The 18602-nt window shown below is 75.0% G+C and carries 2 protein-coding genes; both read left to right on the top strand.

Translation table 11 applies throughout. The features are described 5' to 3' along the window. Positions 1–12: 12 nt before the first annotated feature. The gene (locus tag ABZU75_RS19545; RefSeq protein WP_355555819.1) at positions 13–11415 is read left to right on the top strand and encodes an amino acid adenylation domain-containing protein; all 11403 of its coding nucleotides are present in this window, start codon (positions 13–15) and stop codon (positions 11413–11415) included. Then, positions 11405–18601, top strand: coding sequence for an amino acid adenylation domain-containing protein (locus ABZU75_RS19540; RefSeq protein WP_355555817.1), 7197 nt, complete (start codon positions 11405–11407; stop codon positions 18599–18601). Before ABZU75_RS19545 ends, ABZU75_RS19540 begins: the two co-directional genes overlap by 11 nt. The last annotated feature ends 1 nt before the right edge of the window (position 18602 follow it).

Raw genomic sequence — 18602 nt, 5'->3', positions numbered from 1 at the left:
GGGACGATGAGCATGCCTGACCAGACCGGTGTGGATCCCACCCCTTCGCGACGGCACGCGCCGCCAGAGGACCACGCTCCGGACAGCGGCAGGGAGGCCGCGGCGGCGATGCCGCCGGAGCCGTACCCCGCGCTTCCGGTGCACGAGCTGATCGCGGCACAGGCGGCCAGGACGCCGGACGCGGTGGCGGTCGAGTGCCGCGACCGGCGGCTCAGCTACGCGGAGCTCATGGCACTGGCCGGTGCCCTCGCCGGTCGCCTGCGGCGGCTCGGCGTGCGTTCCGGCGAACCGGTCGGCGTGGCCGTGCCGCGCGGCGTCGAACTCGTCGCGGCGCTGGTCGGCGTGCACCTGGCCGGGGCGGCCTACCTGCCGCTCGATCCCACCCATCCCGCCGACCGGCTTTCCTACGTGCTCGACGACGCCGGGGCGAGGGTGCTGGTCACCTCCGGCGCCGGCGGGGCGGCCGCGGCCACCGTGGTGCGGATCGACGACCTCGCGGAGCCCGCAATGTCGCCGGGGCCCCCGGAACCCGCGCCGCGGGCGGTGACGCCGGACGACCCGGCCTATCTCATCTACACCTCGGGGTCGACCGGACGGCCCAAGGGCGTGCTGGTCTCGCACCGGGCGCTCACCAACTTCCTGTGGTCCATGCGCGAGCGGCCGGGGCTGGCCCCCGGCACCGTCTTCCCGGCCGTGACCACGGTGTCGTTCGACATCGCGGCGCTGGAGTTGTTCCTGCCGCTCGTCGTCGGAGGGCGTGTGGTGGTCGCCGAGCCCGAGGACGCCCGCGACCCGGAGCGGCTCGCCGCCCTGCTGGCCCGCATCGGCGCGACCGTGATGCAGGCGACCCCGACGACCTGGCGGCTGCTGCTCGACGGCGGCTGGAGCCCGCCCGCCGGGTTCACCGCGCTCTGCGGCGGCGAGCGGCTGCCCGCCGAGCTCGCGCGCCGCCTGTGCGCGGGCGGCGCACGGCTGTGGGACCTGTACGGGCCGACCGAGACGACCGTGTGGTCGTCGGTCGCGTTCCTGGCGGACGGCGAGGTGCGCGACTTCGCCCCGGTGGCCAACACGACGCTGCACGTCCTGGACGACGGACTGAACGCGGTGCCCACCGGGGCGAGCGGAGAGCTGTGCATCGGCGGCGACGGCGTCGCGGTCGGCTACCACCGCAGGCCGGCGCTGACCGCCGACAGGTTCGTCCCCGACCCCTACGGCACGGTGCCGGGCGGACGGCTGTACCGCACCGGCGATGTCGCCCGGCGTCACCCGGACGGCAGGATCGAGATCCTCGGCCGCACCGACGACCAGATCAAGATCCGTGGACACCGGGTCGAGCCGGGCGAGGTCGAGGGCGTGCTGGCGGCGCACGAGGGGGTGCGGTTCGCGGTGGTCCAGGCGGTCGAGGCCGGTACCGGACCGCGCCTCGTCGCCCACGTCCAGCCGGCCGACCCGGCCGCGCCGCCCTCCGCGCGGGAACTGCACCTGCACTGCGCGCGGCTGCTCCCGCCGTACCTGATCCCGGCGGACTTCCTCGGGGTGGCGGAGTTCCCCACGACGCCCAACGGGAAGATCGACCGGGCGGCCCTGCGGGCGATGCCCGCCGACGCGGTCCCGGCGGGACGCGAGCCGGGGACGCCCGCGGAACGCGCGGTGGCGGCGGCCTTCGCGGAGGTGCTTGAGCGTCCGGTGGCCGACGCCGAGGCGGACTTCTTCGCCCTGGGCGGGCACTCGCTCTCGGCCAACCTCGTGGTCGGCCGCCTGCGCGCCGAGCGAGGGATCGAGCTGCCGGTCGCCGCACTGTTCGAGGCCCGCACCGTCGAGGGTCTCGCCACGCGGCTGGAGACCGCCGGCCGCGCCCTCCCGCCGGTGCCGGTCGCGCCGCGGACCGGTCCCGTGCCGCTCTCGTTCGCGCAGCGGCGGATGTGGTTCCTGCACCAGCTCGACCCGGAGGGCACCTCCTACCTGGAGCCCCTCGCGGTGAGGGTGCCGGGGCCGCGGGACCCCGACCGGCTGCGCGCCGCGCTGACCGGGCTCTTCGAGCGTCACGAGATCCTGCGCACCCGCTACCCGGCCGAGGGCGACGGCGAGCCGGCGCAGGTCGTCGAGCCGGCCGGGCCGGTCCCGGCGCGGATCGAGGACGGCGACCCCCGGCAGGTGCTCGCCGAGGAGATGACCCGCCCCTTCGACCTGTCCGCGGCCCCGCCGGTCCGGGTCCGCGTGGTCCGCGGGCCCGGTGGCGAGCACACCGTGCTGTTCACGCTGCACCACATCGCGACCGACGACCGGTCGCACGAGGTGCTCGCCGGCGAGCTGGTCGCGGCGCTGGAGGGCAGGCCGCTGCCGCCGCTCCCGGTCCGGTACGCCGACTACGCGATCTGGCAGCGCGACCGTATGGCGGGGTCCGCCGCCGAGCTCGTCGAGCGGGAGCTGGGGTTCTGGCGGGAGCGGCTGGCCGGGATGGAGCCGACCGAGCTGCCGGCCGACCGGCCGCGCGCCGCGGTCCGCGACCCGAGGGCCGGTACGGTCAGGTTCGCCGTCCCGCCGGAGCTGGCGGCCCGCCTCGACGAGCTCGGCGGCGGCCACGGGGCGACGCCGTCCATCACGCTGCTGGCCGGCTTCCTCGCGATCCTGGCCCGCTACACCGGCCAGACCGACCTGGCCGTCGGCGTGCCGGTCTCCGCGCGGAACCGGCCCGAGCTGGACGATCTCGTCGGCCTCTTCGTCAACACCATCGTGGTAAGGGCGTCTCTCGCCGACCGGGCCGGCTTCACCGACCTGCTGGCGGAGGTCCGGGAGAGCGCCACGGCCGGGTACGCGCACGCCGAGGTGCCGTTCGAGCTGGTCGTCGAGGAGCTCGCACCGCAGCGCGACCTGTCCCGCAACCCGCTGTTCTCGATCATGTTCGCGACGCACGAGGCGGCGGCCCGCCCGTCCGGCGTGGAGCTCCCCGACCTGCCGGGTGCCAAGTTCGATCTGGGCTGCCATCTGACGCGGCGGCCGGACGGCGGCCTGGACGGCCGGATCGAGTACGCGGCCGCGCTCTTCGACGCCTCGTCGATGGCGGGCTTCGCCGACCACTACGTGCGGCTGCTGCGGGCGGTTGTCGCGGCGCCGGACACACCCGTGCGGCGGCTGCCGCTGCTCACCGGCGCGGAGGCCGCGGCGCCCGTCCTGGCGGGCGAGCCGGTGCCGGACGACTCCGGCACCGTGCCGGAGCTGATCGCGGCCCGCGCGGCCGTCACCGAGGGGGTCGCCGTCACCGGTGGCGGAACCACCCTCACCTACCCCGAACTGGACCGCGAGGCCAACCGGCTGGCCGGCCGCCTCCGCGCGCTCGGCGCCCGCCGCGGCACGCTAGTCGCGGTACGGCTGCCGAGAACCGCCGACCTCGTCGTCGCGCTCCTGGCCGTGCTCAAATCCGGGGCGGCCTACATCCCGCTCGACCCCGCTCATCCAGCCGAGCGCCTGGCACAGGCGCTGGCGGACTCCGCCGCGCCGCTGCTGATCGCGACCGCCGACGCCGCTCCGCTGCTCCCCGCGGGAGTCCGGCTGGTGGCGCTGGACGACCCGGCCGAGCGGGCCGGGATACGGGCCTGCCCGCCGACCGCGCCGGACGTCCGGCCGCACCCGGACGACCTGGCGTACGTGGTCTACACCTCGGGATCCACCGGTCGCCCCAAGGGGGCCATGGTCACCCACGGCGGCCTGGCCGGCTACACCCGCTGGGCCTGCGCGGAGCTGCGGCCGGGTGACGGCGTGGGATCGCCGCTGCACACCTCCATCGCCTACGACCTCGCCCTCACCTCGCTCTACCCGACGCTGGCCGCCGGAGCCCCGGTGCGGCTGGTGGACGAGGAGGCGGCCGGCGTCGAGCAGCTGGCGCGGGCGCTGGCCGACGGTCCCTACGGCGTCGTCAAGCTGACCCCGACCCACCTGGACCTGCTGGCCGGGACGCTCCCCGCCGACGTGCTGGCCGGCACGGCCAGGTGCCTGGTGATCGGCGGGGAGGAACTGCGCGGCGAGCAGCTCGCCGGGTGGTCCGCGCACGCTCCGGCGACCCGGATCGTCAACAGCTACGGCCCGAGCGAGACCGCCGTCGCCTGCTGCGTGCACATCGTGCCCGCGGGCGAGACTGTGCCGGGTCCGGTCCCGATCGGCCGGCCGATCCCCGGCGCCACCGTCTGTCTGCTCGACGACGCCATGCGCGCGGTGCCGCCCGGCGTGGCCGGCGAGATCTACGTCGGCGGGCGCGGTGTCGGCCAGGGCTACCTCGGCAGCCCGCGCCTCACCGCGGACCGCTTCGTACCGGATCCGCACGCGACCGAGCCCGGAGCGCGCCTCTACCGGACCGGCGACCTGGCCCGGCAGCGGCCCGACGGCACCCTGGTCTTCCTGGGCCGCGCGGACCAGCAGATCAAGATTCGCGGTTTCCGCGTCGAGCCCGGTGAGATCGAGGGCGTCCTGGCCGAGCACCCGGCCGTCCGCGCCGCCGCGGTGGTCGCCGACCGGTCCGACCCGGGCAACCCGAGGCTGGCCGCCCACATCCTCCCTGCGGGCTCCGGCGTGCCGCTCTCCGAGCTGCGGACCTACCTGGCCGAGCGGCTCCCCGGTCACCTGGTGCCCACCCTGTGGGGGACCCTCGCCGAGCTGCCGCTGCTCGGCAACGGCAAGCTCGACCGCCGGGCGCTGCCCGGCCTGGCCCCGCTGGGCGGCTCGGAGACCTACACCGCGCCCGCCACCCCGGCGGAGCGGGCGATCGCCGAGGTGTGGGCCGAGGTGCTCGGAGCCGGCCGGGTCGGCCGGCACGACCGCTTCTTCGACCTCGGCGGGCAGTCACTGCTCGCCACCCGGGTGGTGGCCCGGCTGCGCGAGCGGTTCCCGGTGCCGGTCTCGGTGCGGGACGTGTTCGCCGCGCCGACCGTGGCCACCCTCGCGGACCTCGTCGCCGCCCGGGTGCGCGCCCAGATGGAGGAGATGTTCGGGGCGTCCGCCGGGGCGCGGCAGCCGGAGACGCCGCAGGCGACCGCCCTCTCCTCGCCCGTCACCCCCGCGGACAGGTCCCGCCCGCTGCCGCTCTCCTTCGCGCAGCGCGGCCTGTGGGTCCTGGACCAGTTGCGTCCGGGCGGGACGGAGTACCTCGTGGTGACCGCGCTGCGGCTGCGCGGAGAGCTCGACGTCGACGCGCTCGGGCGGGCACTGACCCGGGTGGCCGAGCGGCACGAGATCCTCCGCACCCGCTACGTCGCGGGCTCCGACGGCGAGCCCGCGCAGGTCGTCGACCCGCCGTCGCGGCTCCGCCCGGTCGCCGAGAACGCGGACCCGGCCGCGGTCCTCGAAGCGGAACTGGCCACGCCGATCGACCTGGCACGCGGTCCCGTCCTGCGAGTCCGGCTGGTGCGGGCCGGCGCGGGCGAGCACGACGAGCACGTTCTTGTCCTGGTGACCCACCACATCGCCACCGACGGCTGGTCGAGCGGCATCCTCGCGACCGAGCTGGCGGACGCCTACCTGTGCCGGGACCTGCCGGAGCCGGCTCTGCAGTACGCCGACTTCGCCGCCTGGCAGCGCGAGCGGTTCGCCGGGCAGGCGCTGGACGGCGCACTGGCGCACTGGCGCGGCAGGCTCGCCGGTCTGGAGCCGACCGAACTGCCCACCGACCGGCCCCGTCCCCCGATCGGCGACCACCGAGGGGCGGTCCTCCGCTTCGACGTGCCGCCCACGCTGGCCGGGGTGCTGGAGGAGGTCGGCAGGCGGGCCGGAGCCACCCCGTTCACGACCTATCTGGCGGGGTTCTACGCACTGCTCGCCCGCCACACCGGGCGGCGGGACCTGGCGGTCGGCGTGCCGATGTCCGGCCGCGACTCCGCCGAGGTCGAGGGGCTGATCGGCTTCTTCGTCAACACCGTCGTGATGCGCGCCGACCTCACCGGAGACCCGTCGTTCAGCACGCTGCTCGGCCGGGTCCAGGACGTCGTCGCCGAGGCGTACCAGCATGACGGGCTACCGTTCGAGCGGCTGGTGGAGGAACTGGCACCGAGCCGCGACCTGTCCAGGCACCCGCTGTTCCAGCTGCTCTTCGCGTTCCGGGAGGAGGGCGAGGAGCGGTTCCGGCTGCCGGGGCTGGACGTCTCGCCCGAGCCGGTGCCGTGGCGCACCGCCAAGTTCGACCTCACCATGGAGCTGACCCGGCGTGCCGACGGCGGCCTGACCGGCGAGATCGAGTACGCGACCGCGCTCTTCGACCGGGCCACCGCCGACCGGCTCGCCCGCCACTACCTGACCCTGCTGGAGTCGGCGGCGGCCCGGCCGGACGGCGCGCTCGGGGAGCTGGAACTGCTCGACGACGCGGAGCGGCACGCGCTCACCGCCGGCGCCGGCGGCCCCGTCCGGAGCAGGCCCGACCTCGGCCTGCCCGAGCTGGTCGCCCGTCAGGCGGCCCTGGCCCCCGGCCGGGGCGCGGTGGAGTGTGACGGAGCCGCGCTCACCTACGGTGACCTGGACGCCGCCGCCAACCGGCTCGCCCACCACCTGCGGGCCGCCGGCATCCGCCGTGACGACGTCGTGGGCGTCTGCCTGCCCCGGCGACCGGAGCTGGTCGTGGCGCTGCTCGGCGTGCTGCGCGCCGGAGCGGCCTACCTCCCGCTCGACCCCGCCCACCCGGCCGACCGGCTGGCCTGGATGCTCCAGGACTCCCGGGCGCGGCTGGTCGTCGTCGACGCCGAGCCGTCTCCGGCGAGCGGCCACGGCACGCCGGTGCTGAGCCTGGCCGCCGAGCGGGCCGGTATCGACGCCCGCTCCGGCGAATCCGCGCCGGTCGGCACCGACCTGGACGGGTTGGCGTACGTCATGTACACCTCCGGCTCCACCGGCCGGCCCAAGGGCGTGGCCGTACCGCACCGCGGCATCCGCAACCGGGTGCTGTGGACGGTCCACGAGCACGGGCTCGGCGCCTCGGACCGGCTCCTGCAGAAGACGTCGGTCACTTTCGACGCCTCCGTCTGGGAGTTCCTCGGGCCGCTGGTATCCGGTGGCACCGTGGTGCTCCCGCCGGACGGGACCGAGCGCGACCCGGCGAGCATGGTCGAGGCGCTGGTCCGGGACCGGATCACCGTGCTCCAGGGCGTCCCCTCCTTCCTGCGGACGCTCGCCGACGAGCCGGGCCTGGAACGCTGCGGCACGCTCCGCCTGCTCTTCTCGGCCGGCGAGCCGCTGCCCGGCGAGCTCGCCGCCCGCCTGTCCACCCGGCTGGGGACGGCGCTGGTCAACACCTACGGTCCGACCGAATGCTCGATCGACGTGACCGCGTGGCAGTACGAGCCGGGCGACGGACCCGGCATCGTGCCGATCGGCAGGCCGCTGGACAACACCCGCACGGTCGTCTACACGCCGGACGGCAGGCTCGCCCCGGTCGGCACGCCGGGCGAGCTGCACGCCGCGGGGGACGGCCTGGCCCGCGGCTACCTCGGCAGGCCGGGACTGACCGCCGACCGGTTCGTACCCGACCCGTACGGACCGCCGGGTGCCCGCGCCTACCGCACCGGCGACGTGGTGCGCCGCAGGACCGACGGCGCGCTGGAGTTCCTCGGCCGGGCCGACCGCCAGGTCAAGATCCGCGGTGTCCGGATCGAGCTGGACGAGGTCGAGGCCGTGCTGTCCCGGCACCCCGCGCTCGCCGCGGCCGTGGTCGAGGCCAGGCGGGGACCCGACGGCCTGCCCCGGCTGGTCGGCTACCTGGTGGCGCGGGGAGACGCGCCGGAGCAGCGGGAGATCCGCGAGTTCCTGCTCGCGCGGCTGCCCGAGCCGTACCTGCCCTCGGTGCTCCTCACCGTGGACCGCCTGCCGCGGACCTCCAGCGGCAAGATCGACCGGGCCGCGCTGCCCGACCCGGACGGCGTCCGGCGGGCCGGCCGGGCCGTCCCCGCAGCGCCGCGCACCCCGGCCGAGAAGATCGTGACGGATGTGATGGCCGAGGTGCTCGGGCTCGACGTGGTCGGGACGGGCGACGACTTCTTCGACCTGGGTGGCCACTCCCTGCTGGCGATCCGGATCGCGGCCCGGCTGCGGGCCGCGTTCGGCGTCGCACTGCCGGTCCGCGCCGTGTTCGAGGACCGCACCGCCGCCGCGCTGGCGGCCAGGGTCGACGGGCTCGGCGTCCAGGCCACCGGCGAGATCGTCCCGCTGGACGCGGAGCGGCGGGCCGGACCGGTCCCGCTCTCCTTCGCCCAGCAGCGACTGTGGTTCCTCGATCTCCTCGACCAGGGCGGTCAGTATCACGTGACCTGGGCGTTCCGGCTGTCCGGGCAGCTGGACGCCGAGGCCCTGGCCGGTGCGCTGACCGGACTGTTCGCCCGGCACGGCGCCCTGCGCACCCGTTACGTGACCGGGCAGGACAGCGGCGCGGTCCAGATCGTGGACCCGGCCGCCCCCGTTCCGCTGCCGGTCATCGACCTGTCCGGAGCGGACTCCGAACGGGTGACCACGCTCGTCCGCTCGCTCGCCGAGCGGCCCTTCGACCTGGCCGGGCAGCCGCCCGCGCTGCCCTACCTGATCAGGCTCGGCGCCCGGAAGCATGTGTTCCTGCTGGTCATGCACCACATCGTCGCCGACGCCTGGTCCGAGCAGATCATGGCGCGCGAGCTCTCCGAGCTCTACGAGGCCCGGGTGCGGGGCCGGTCGGCGGCGCTCGGGCCACCCCCGCTGCAGTACGCCGACTACGCGTCCTGGCAGCGCTCCCAGCTGACCGGCGACGTGCTGGACCGTGAGCTGGACCACTGGCGCGATCGGCTGGCCGGACTGCAGCCGCTGGAACTGCCCGCCGACCGGCCCCGGCCGCCGGTACGCCAGGGCCGCGGCGCGACCGTCACCTGCGACATCCCCGCCGAGGTCGCGCAGCCGCTGCTGGCGCTCGGCCGGCGGCAGGGCGCGACCGCGTTCATGACCTTCCTGAGCGTGTTCGCCGCGATGCTCGGCCGCCACACCGGTGCCACCGACGTGGCGATCGGCACGGTCGTCGCCGGTCGTGGCCAGGCGGAACTGGACGACGTCGTCGGGTTCTTCGTCAACACCGTCGTGGTGCGGGTGGACCTGGCCGGCGATCCGACGGTGACGACCCTGATCGGCCGGGTCAGGGAGAGCGCGCTGGACGCCTTCAGCCACGACGAGCTGCCCTTCGACCGGCTGGTGGAGGGGCTGGCCCCGCAGCGGGACCTGTCCCGCTCCCCGCTGTGCGACGTCACGTTCGGGCTGCGCGAGCAGGCGCCCGAGCCGCCGCGCCTGACGGGGCTCGACGTGCGGCCGGTCGCCGTCGAGCGGACGACGGCCAAGTTCGATCTCACCTTCGGTCTCACCGCCGGCGCCGACGGCGGCTACCTGGCCGAGCTGGAGTACGCGACGGACCTGTTCACCGAGGCGACGATCCGCCGTCTCGCCGGACATTTCCGGACCCTGGTGGAGTCGGCGGCGACGGCACCGGACCGGCCCGTCAGCCGCCTCGACATGCTGGACCCCGCCGAGCGCGGACGGCTGCTGCGGGACTGGAACCCGCGGGCCACGCCGATCACGCACGAATCCCTGCACGAGGCGTTCGCCGCCCAGGCCGCCCGCACCCCGGACGCGCCCGCGGTCGAGTACGCCGGCGAGCACCTGACCTACGCCGAGCTGGACGACCGGGCCGCCACGCTGGCCAGGCGGCTGCACGCCGCGGGGGTGCGCCCCGAGGACCCGGTGGCCGTCTACCTGGACCGGTCACCGGCGGCGGTGACCGCGCTGCTGGCCGTGCTGCGGGCGGGCGGGGTGTACGTGCCGCTGGACACCGCGCAACCCACCGAACGCCTGGCGGCGATGCTCGGCGACCTGCGGCCCGCGGTGGTGCTCACCGACCGCAGGCTGAGCTCCCTCCCCGGCTCGGCCCCGGTCCTCTCCGTCGGAGAGACGGTCGGTGAGGCGGAGGACGCGCCACCCGGTGACCTCCCACTCATCGACCTCCCACCCGGGGACCCCGGGCGCGCCGCGTACATGATCTACACCTCGGGCTCGACCGGCCGGCCGAAGGCGGTCGTCGTCCCGCACGGCGCGTACACCCACCACTGCCGCGTCCACGCGGACGCGCACGACATCCGCCCCGGGGGCAGGGTGCTGCTGCACGCGCCGCTCATCTTCGACCCGGCCATGGCGCAGATGGGCGCCACCCTGCTGGCGGGCGCCACCGTGGTGATCGGCGACACCGGCGTCGTCGCCCCCGCCGACCTGCCGGACCTGCTGGCCGAGACCGGGGTGACCCACGTCGCGCTCGCGGCCACCTACTACCGCGACGTGATGACCGGCATCCGGCCCGGCGACCCGAGGCCGGCCGCGCTGCGCGTGCTGGCCGTCGGCGGCGAGGCGGTCGGCTACCAGGACGCCCGGCTCTGGCTGGCCACCGGCCTGCCCGCCAGGTTCCTCTGCGTGTACGGCCCGACCGAGGCCACCATCGGCAGCCTGTGCCACCCGGTGACCCCGGCCGAGGTGGCCGCCGCCGCCCCGGACGCGGGCCTGCCGATCGGCCGCCCGCTGCCGGGCACCCGGGCCTACGTGGTGGACGCGGCGTTCAACCCGGTGCCCGTCGGCGTGGTCGGCGAGCTCTGCCTGGGCGGCCCGCGGGTCAGCCGGGGGTACCTGCGGCAGCCGGGGCTGACCGCCGATCGTTTCGTCCCCGACCCGTTCGGCGAGGAGCCCGGGGAACGGTTGTACCGGACGGGGGACCAGGTCAGGTACCGTCCCGACGGGGTGATCGAGTTCATCGGCCGGATCGACGCCCAGGTGAAGCTGCGCGGGTTCCGGATCGAGCTCGGCGAGATCGAGACCGCGCTGGCCGCGCACCCCGGCGTCCAGGCCGCCGCCGCGGCGGTTCAGGAACTCGCGCCGGGCGACCGCCGACTGGTGGGGTACGTCGTGCCGGCGTCCGGGTCCGCGTCCGGGGCCGGGGTCGCGCCGTCGTCGCCGGAGCTCCGGGCCCACCTGCGCGACCGGGTGCCGGAGTACATGGTGCCCGCGCTGTTCGTGACGCTGGACGGGCTACCCGCGACCGCGGGCCAGAAGGTGGACCGTCGCGCGCTGCCGGTGCCCGACCCGGGCACCGCCCTCGCGCCGGAGGAGGCGGTCCCGCCGGGCACCGAGGTGGAGGAGGCCATCGCCGCCGCCTGGGCCGACGTGCTCGGCCTGCCCGCCGTCGGCGTGGCACACGACTTCTTCGAACTCGGCGGCCACTCGCTGCTCGCCACCCGCCTGATGGCCCTGCTGCAGGACCTGTTCGGACTGGAGATCCCGCTACGCGTCCTGTTCGAGGCCACCACCGTCCGCGCGCAGGCCACCGCGCTGGAAAGACTGGCCGAGGCCGCCGCCCCCACATCGTACGAGGGAAGAGACGATGAGCACTGACGTGACCAAGCCGGAGACGAGCGCGGGCGCCGGGCTGCTGAGGGACCGCCTGCGTTCCCGGCGTGCGGCGGGGCGGGAGGGCGCCATCCCGCCCCTGCCTCCCGGCGTTTCGCCGCCGCTCTCCTTCGCGCAGCGGCAGCTCTGGGTGCTGGACCGGCTCCGTCCGGGCGGCACCGACTACCTGGTGCCGCTGGTGATCCGGCTACGCGGTGACCTCTCCGGCGTCGATCTGGGCGCGGCCCTCGACGAGCTGGTACGTCGCCACGAGATCCTGCGCACCCGCTACACCACCGAAGGGCCCGACGCCGAACCGATCCAGACGATCGACCCGCCGGGCCCGGTGGATCTGGCCTTCGACGACCTGACCCCGGCCGAGTTCGACGCCCTCCTGGAGGCCGAGACCGGCACGCCGTTCGACCTCGCCACGGGTCCGATGCTGCGCGCCAGGCTGGTACGGCTGGCACCCGAGGAGCACGTACTGGTCCTCATGCTGCACCACATCGCCGTCGACGGCTGGTCGGGCGGCCTGCTGGTACGCGAGCTGGCCGCGCTGGCCACCGGTGAGGAACTGCCCGCGCCCAGGTTGCGGTACGCCGACTTCGCGGCCTGGCAGCGCGACCAGCTCTCCGGTGAACGGCTGGAACGCGACCTCGGCCACTGGTCGGAGACCCTCCGTGACCTGCCGGCGCTGGAACTGCCGACGGACCGGCCGCGCCCGGCGGTGTGGGACCCGGCGGGGGAGACCGTCCGGTTCGACATCCCGGCCGAGATCGGGCACCAGGTCCGGGTCCTGGCCAGGGAGCACCAGGCCACACCCTTCATGGTCTACCTGGCGGCGTTCTGGTCGCTGCTGCACCGGTACACCGGCCAGGCCGACTTCGCCGTCGGCAGCCCGGTGGCCGGCCGGACCCGCGCGCAGACGCACGACCTGATCGGCGTGTTCGTCAACCTGCTCGTGCTGCGAGCCGACCTGTCCGGTGACCCGACGTTCGCCGAGCTGCTCGATCGCGCCCGCGGTACGGCCCTTGAGGCCTTCGCCCGCCAGGACGTCCCGTTCGAGCGCGTCGTCAACGCGCTGGCGGCCGGCCGGGACCTGTCCACCCACCCGCTGGTCAGCGTCAACCTGACCCTGCAGAACAACGAACCGCTGAGCTTCACGGCCGGAGCGGTCTCCGGCGAGCTGGTCCCGGTCCTGGCGCGACAGGCCAAGTTCGACCTGAGCTGGACGCTGGAGGAGAGGCCGGACGGCTCGGTCGCGGGCGAGGCCACCATCGCACGCGCGCTGCTCGACCCGGACACGGCGCGGCGGATGGCCGAGCACTACGTCCGCCTGCTCGGCGCGGCCGTCGCCGACCCCGGGACGCGGGTGGGCGAACTGCCGCTGCTGGGCGCCGCGGAGCTCGATCGGCTGGTCCGCGGGCCGGTCGTCTCGCCGAGCGCCGAGACGACCGGCGAGCCCTGCCTGCACGAGCGCTTCGCCGCCCGGGTGCGGGAGCGGCCCGGCGCGATCGCGGTGACCTGCGACGGCCGGCACCTGACCTACGCCGACCTGGAGGCCAGGGCCAACCGGCTGGCGCACCGGCTGGCGGAACTCGGCGTGGGCCGCGAGGACCTCGTGGGGATCTGCCTGCCGCGCGGCGTCGACATGCTGGTCACCGTCCTCGCGGTGCTCAAGGCCGGGGCGGCCTACCTGCCGCTCGATCCGGATCATCCGGCCGAGCGGATCGGCTTCCTGGTCCGTGACGCCGCCGCCCGTGTCGTGGTCACCGAGACCGCGCCGGCGGAACGGGTGTCCGGGCACTGGTCCGGACACTGTCTGTATCTGGACGACGCCGATGAGATCGACCGCATCGCGGCGCTGCCCGCCGAGGCGCCCGCGCTCCGGACGCACCCCGGCGATCTCGCCTACGTCATCTACACCTCCGGGTCCGCGGGCCGCCCCAAGGGTGTCCAGGTGACCCATGCCAACGCGGTCCGCCTGTTCACCGTGACCGAGGACGACTACGGCTTCGGCCCGGACGACGTCTGGGCGCTGTTCCACTCCTACGCCTTCGACTTTTCGGTCTGGGAGATGTGGGGCGCGTTCCTGTACGGCGGCCGCCTCGTCGTCGTCCCCTACGAGGTGTCGCGCTCGCCCTGGGACCTGGCCGTGCTCCTCGCCGACGAGGGCGTGACCGTGCTCAACCAGACACCGTCGGCGTTCCGCTCGCTGGTCGATCTGGCCAGGCGCGGTGAGGCCGCCCTCGACCGGCTCCGGCTCCGCCTGGTGGTCTTCGGCGGGGAGGCGCTCGACGTCGGCATGCTCGAACCCTGGTGGAACAGGTACGGCGCCGAGCGGCCGAGGCTCGTCAACATGTACGGCATCACCGAGACGACCGTGCACGTCACCTACCGGCCCCTCGGCCCGGCCGATCTGGCGGGGGACCGCAGCCCGATCGGGCGGCCCCTCGGCGACCTCACCCTGCACGTGCTCGACGGGCGGATGCGTCCCGTGCCGGTCGGCGTGCCGGGCGAGCTCTACGTGGGCGGCGCCGGCGTCGCCCGCGGCTACCTCGGCCATCCCGCGCTCACCGCGGACCGTTTCGTGCCCGATCCCTTCGGGCCGCCGGGCTCCCGGCTCTACCGCTCGGGAGACCGGGCGAGGTGGCGGCCGGACGGCGACATCGGCTTTCTCGGCCGTCTCGACGACCAGGTGAAGATCCGCGGGTTCCGGATCGAGCTCGGTGAGGTCGAGGCGTGCCTGTCCGGCCATCCGGACCTGGACGACGCCGTCGTCACCGTGGACGAGAGCGTGCCCGGCGAACGGAGGCTCATCGGCTATGCCGTGCCCAGGGACAGCGCGCGGATCGGCGCGGCGGAGCTGCGCGCGTACACGGTCGAGCGGCTGCCCGGCCACATGGTCCCGGCCGCCTTCGTGATCGTCCCGAAGCTGCCGCTGACCGCCAACGGCAAGGTCGACCTGCGGGCGCTGCCCGCTCCCGACGGCTCGCGGCAGGAGCAGGGCAACGGCTACGTCCCGCCGCGGACCGAGGCGGAGACGGCGATGGCCAGGATCTGGGCCGAGGTGCTCGGCATCGAGCGGGTCGGCGTGGGTGACAACTTCTTCGAGCTCGGCGGCGACTCGATCCGCGCGGTCCGCCTCGTCGGGGCGCTGCGCGCCGGCGGCCTCGACTACTCCGTGCAGAGCCTGTTCCGGCATCAGAGCATCGCCGACCTGATCCTGGCGGGCGACGGCGACGCCACCCACGTCGAGCGGGCCGGCACGCCGCCGTTCGCGCTGATCGGCGCGGAGGACCGGGCGAAGGTGCCGACCGGAGTGGTGGACGCCTATCCGATGGCGCGGGTCCAGGCCGGCATGGTCTACGAGCTGCTGGCCGACCCGGACGGCAACCCGTATCACAACATCACCAGTTACCTGATCCGTGATCCCGGCGTCTTCGACGTCGCGGCGTTCGCCGCCGCGACCGAGGAGGTCGTGGCCCGGCACGACATCCTGCGCACCTCGTTCGACCTGGCGACCTTCTCCGAGCCGCTGCAGCTCGTGCACGAGCGGGTGGAGGTCGAGGTCGGGTACGCGGACCTGCGCGGGGAGTCGCCGGACGAGCGGGAGGCGAGCATGACGGCGTTCCGGGCGGCGGAGCGCGCACGGCTCTTCGACCTCGGCGCGGCGCCGCTGCTGCGCGTCCACGCGCACCAGGCCGGTGACGACCGGTGGTACTTCTCGCTCACCGAGTGCCACGCGATCCTGGACGGCTGGAGCCACAACTCGATCATCACGGAGGTGCTCGACCTCTACCGGGCGATCCGCGACGGCCGGCCCACGCCTGCCGGGGAGTCGAGCGCCGTCAGGTACGCCGACTTCATCGCGCAGGAGCGGCGCAGCCTGACCGGCCAGGCCGACCGGGCGTTCTGGAGGGACCGGCTGGGCGGCGCGAACCGGCTGACCATCCCCGCCGCCTGGGCCGACCCGGACGGTCCGGGGGCGTACTCGACGGTCGTGCCGTTCCACGACATCGAGGCCGCGCTGCGGCAGGTGGCCACGTCGGCGGGGACGTCGCTGAAGAGCGTGCTGCTCGCCGCGCACGTCGCCGTGTGGCGGGCGGTCGCCGGTCCGGGGCCGTTCTACTGCGGCCTGGTGTGCAACGGCCGTACCGAGGTCGAGGGCGGGGACCGGGTCCGCGGCATGTTCCTCAACCCGGTGCCCTTCGTCGCACCGGCCGGGGCGGCCACCTGGCGCGAGCTGGTCGAGGCGGTGTTCGCCGAGGAGGTCGAACTGTGGCCGCACCGTCGCTTCCCGCTGCCCGAGATGCAGCGCGAGTTCGGCGACGGGCAGCGGGTGCTCGACGTGGCTTTCAACTACCTCGACTTCCACGTACTGGACCGGGAGACGGTCGACACCTCCGGCAGCACGGACGTCAGCCCGAACGAGTTCCCGCTGGCGGTCATGAGGGGCGCCCAGGGGCTGGTGATCGCCACCAAGTCGTCGTGGGTCGGGCGCCCGTACGCCGAACTGCTCGCCCGGATGTACCGGCGGGCGCTGACCCTGATGATCGCCGACCTCGACGGCGACGCCGGTGTGTCACTGCTGCCGGCGCGCGAGCGGGAACGGCTGCTGACCGGCGGGGTGGACCGGACCCGGGCGCCCCGGCCGCGCCGGGGTGTCCATGAGCTCTTCGCCGAGCAGGCCGCGCGGATCCCCGACGCGGTGGCGGTCGAGGCGGCGGGGGCCACGCTGACCTATCGGGAAGTGCGCGACCGCGCCTGGCGCTGGGCGGCCGGCCTGCGGGAGGCGGGCGTGCGCGCCGGGGACCTGGTCGGGGTGTGCCTGCCCAGGGACCCCGACCTGGTGGCGGCCGTGCTCGGCGTCCTCGCCGTGGGCGCGGCGTACGTGCCCATCGACCCCGGGCACCCGGCCGACCGGATCGCCGCGCTGGTGCACGACGCCGGGCCGCGGGTCGTGGTGAGCGGCACCGAGATCGCCGGGGCCGTCGTGGTCACTCCCGGCCGGATCGATCACGCCGAGCCGGCCGCCGAGCTGCACCGGCCCGATCCGGAGGAGCTGGCCTATGTCGTGTACACCTCCGGGTCGACCGGACGCCCCAAGGGGGTGATGGTCCGGCACGGCGCGCTTGCCGACCGGGTCTGGTCGATGTGGCGGAACCTCGGCCTGGCCGTCCACGACGTGGCGGCCGCGGTCGTGCCGATGGTGACCGACGTGTGCCAGCTCGCCGTCTTCACCACCCTCGCAGGCGGCGGCCACCTGGTCCTGGCCGGTGAGGACCTCGGCCGGGACCCGGTCTCACTCGCCGGGCTGCTGCGCGGCAGCGGCGCCAGGTTCCTGCAGGCCTCGCCCACCACCTGGCGGATGCTGACCGAGTCGGGCTGGTCCCCGCCCGCCGGATTCCGGCTGCTGTCCGGGGGCGAGGCGATGAGCGCCGACCTGCTGACCCGGCTGCGCGCCACCGACGCCCAGGTCTGGGACATGTACGGCCCGAGCGAGGCGACCGTCTTCGCCTTCGGCACCCGGATGACCGATGACGGGCCCGTCTGGGTGCCGGCCGCCGACACCACCGTGTACCTGCTCGACCGGGACCTGGAACCGGTGCTCGACGGGGTGGCCGGAGAGATCTTCGTCGGTGGCGACGGGCTGGCCCGGGGTTATCTCGGCAGGCCCGCCATCACCGCGGACGTGTTCCGGCCCGACCCGTTCGCCGCCGAGCCGGGCGGCAGGATGTACGCCACCGGCGACATCGGCAGGCGCGACCGCGGCGGCCGGATCGAGATCCTCGGCCGGCGCGACCACCAGCTCAAGATCCGCGGGTTCCGGGTCGAGCTCGGCGAGGTGGAGAACATCCTCGCCGACCACCCGGACGTCCGGGCCGCGGTGGTGCACCCGGTCCCCGGGCCGCAGGGTGATCAGCGGCTCGCCGCCTACCTGATCCTCCGCGACGGCGCCGCCGTCGAGGAGGTGCGCCACCACGCCGACCGGGTGCTGCCCGGGTACATGGTGCCGACCCACTTCGTGGTCCTGGAGTCCTTCCCCCGCCTGGCCAACGGCAAGGTCGACCGGGCCGCGCTGCCCGTGCCCGGTTCCGACCGGCCGAGGGGGACCACGCGGTACGAGCCGCCGGACGGTCCGGTCGAGACGGCGATCGCCGAGGTGTGGGCCGACGCGCTGGGCATCGAGCGGGTGGGCCGCGACGACGACTACTTCAAGCTGGGCGGCCACTCGCTCCTCATGCTCCGGATCGTCGCCCGGCTGGCCAGGGAGCACCGCGTCGAGGTGACCTTCCGCGACTTCCTGGAACACCGCACGGTACGCGGCCTGGCGGCCGCCGCCGCGGCGGAGCGGGAGAGGCCGTCGGTGCTGCTCTGGCTCAACGACCAGGACGAGGGCACGCCGCTGTTCTGCGTCCACCCCGGCGGCGGGAGCGCCCACTGGTACCGGCATCTCGCCGACGTGTACGCGCCGGAACGACCCCTGGCGGCCTTCGAGTGGCCCGGACTGCACGGCGACCACGGTCACGCCACGAGCGTGCCGGAGATCGCGGCCACCTACCTGGCGGAACTGCGGGAGGCGCGGCCGAAGGGCCCGTACCACATCCTCGGCTGGTGCGCCTCCAGCGGTATCGCCTGGGAGATGGCCCGCCGGCTCCACGAGATCGGTGAACGGACCCGGCTGATCCTGATCGACCCGTTCGAGTACGCCTCGGCCGGGGTCAACCCGCTGCTGGCCAACCTGGAGGTGCTGCGCCGGGCCGAGGGGCTCCTCGCGGACCTGCAGGACGGGCCGGGCGGCGAGGAGGCGCGTGCCGAGATCATGGCCGTGCTGCGCGAGGTGATCGACGACGGCGACCTGCTGGTCGACGGTGCGGACCTCGACCTCGGCGAGGGCTGGACGCACTGGTTGCGCTCCTGGCGGGAGATGCTGGAGGCCCGCTCCCGCTACCGTTTCGCCGCCTACCCGGGCACGGTCGACCTGATCGTTTGCGAGGAACTCGCCGCGGGCGGCTACCAGACCATTCTCGGCCGGTCGTTCGACGACTACCTGGACCAGTGGCGGCGGCAGGCCGCGGGGGTGCGCGTGCACCGCGTCCCCGGCGACCACCGGACGGCGCTCTTCCCACCGCAGGTGTCCATTCTGGCGGCCGCGCTGACCGCGGTCATCGACAACCCCGAGGAGTGAG

The sequence above is a fragment of the Streptosporangium sp. NPDC005286 genome (genome assembly GCF_040607515.1).
Classification (GTDB): domain Bacteria; phylum Actinomycetota; class Actinomycetes; order Streptosporangiales; family Streptosporangiaceae; genus Streptosporangium.
This window is presented reverse-complemented; position numbering and strand designations above follow the sequence as displayed.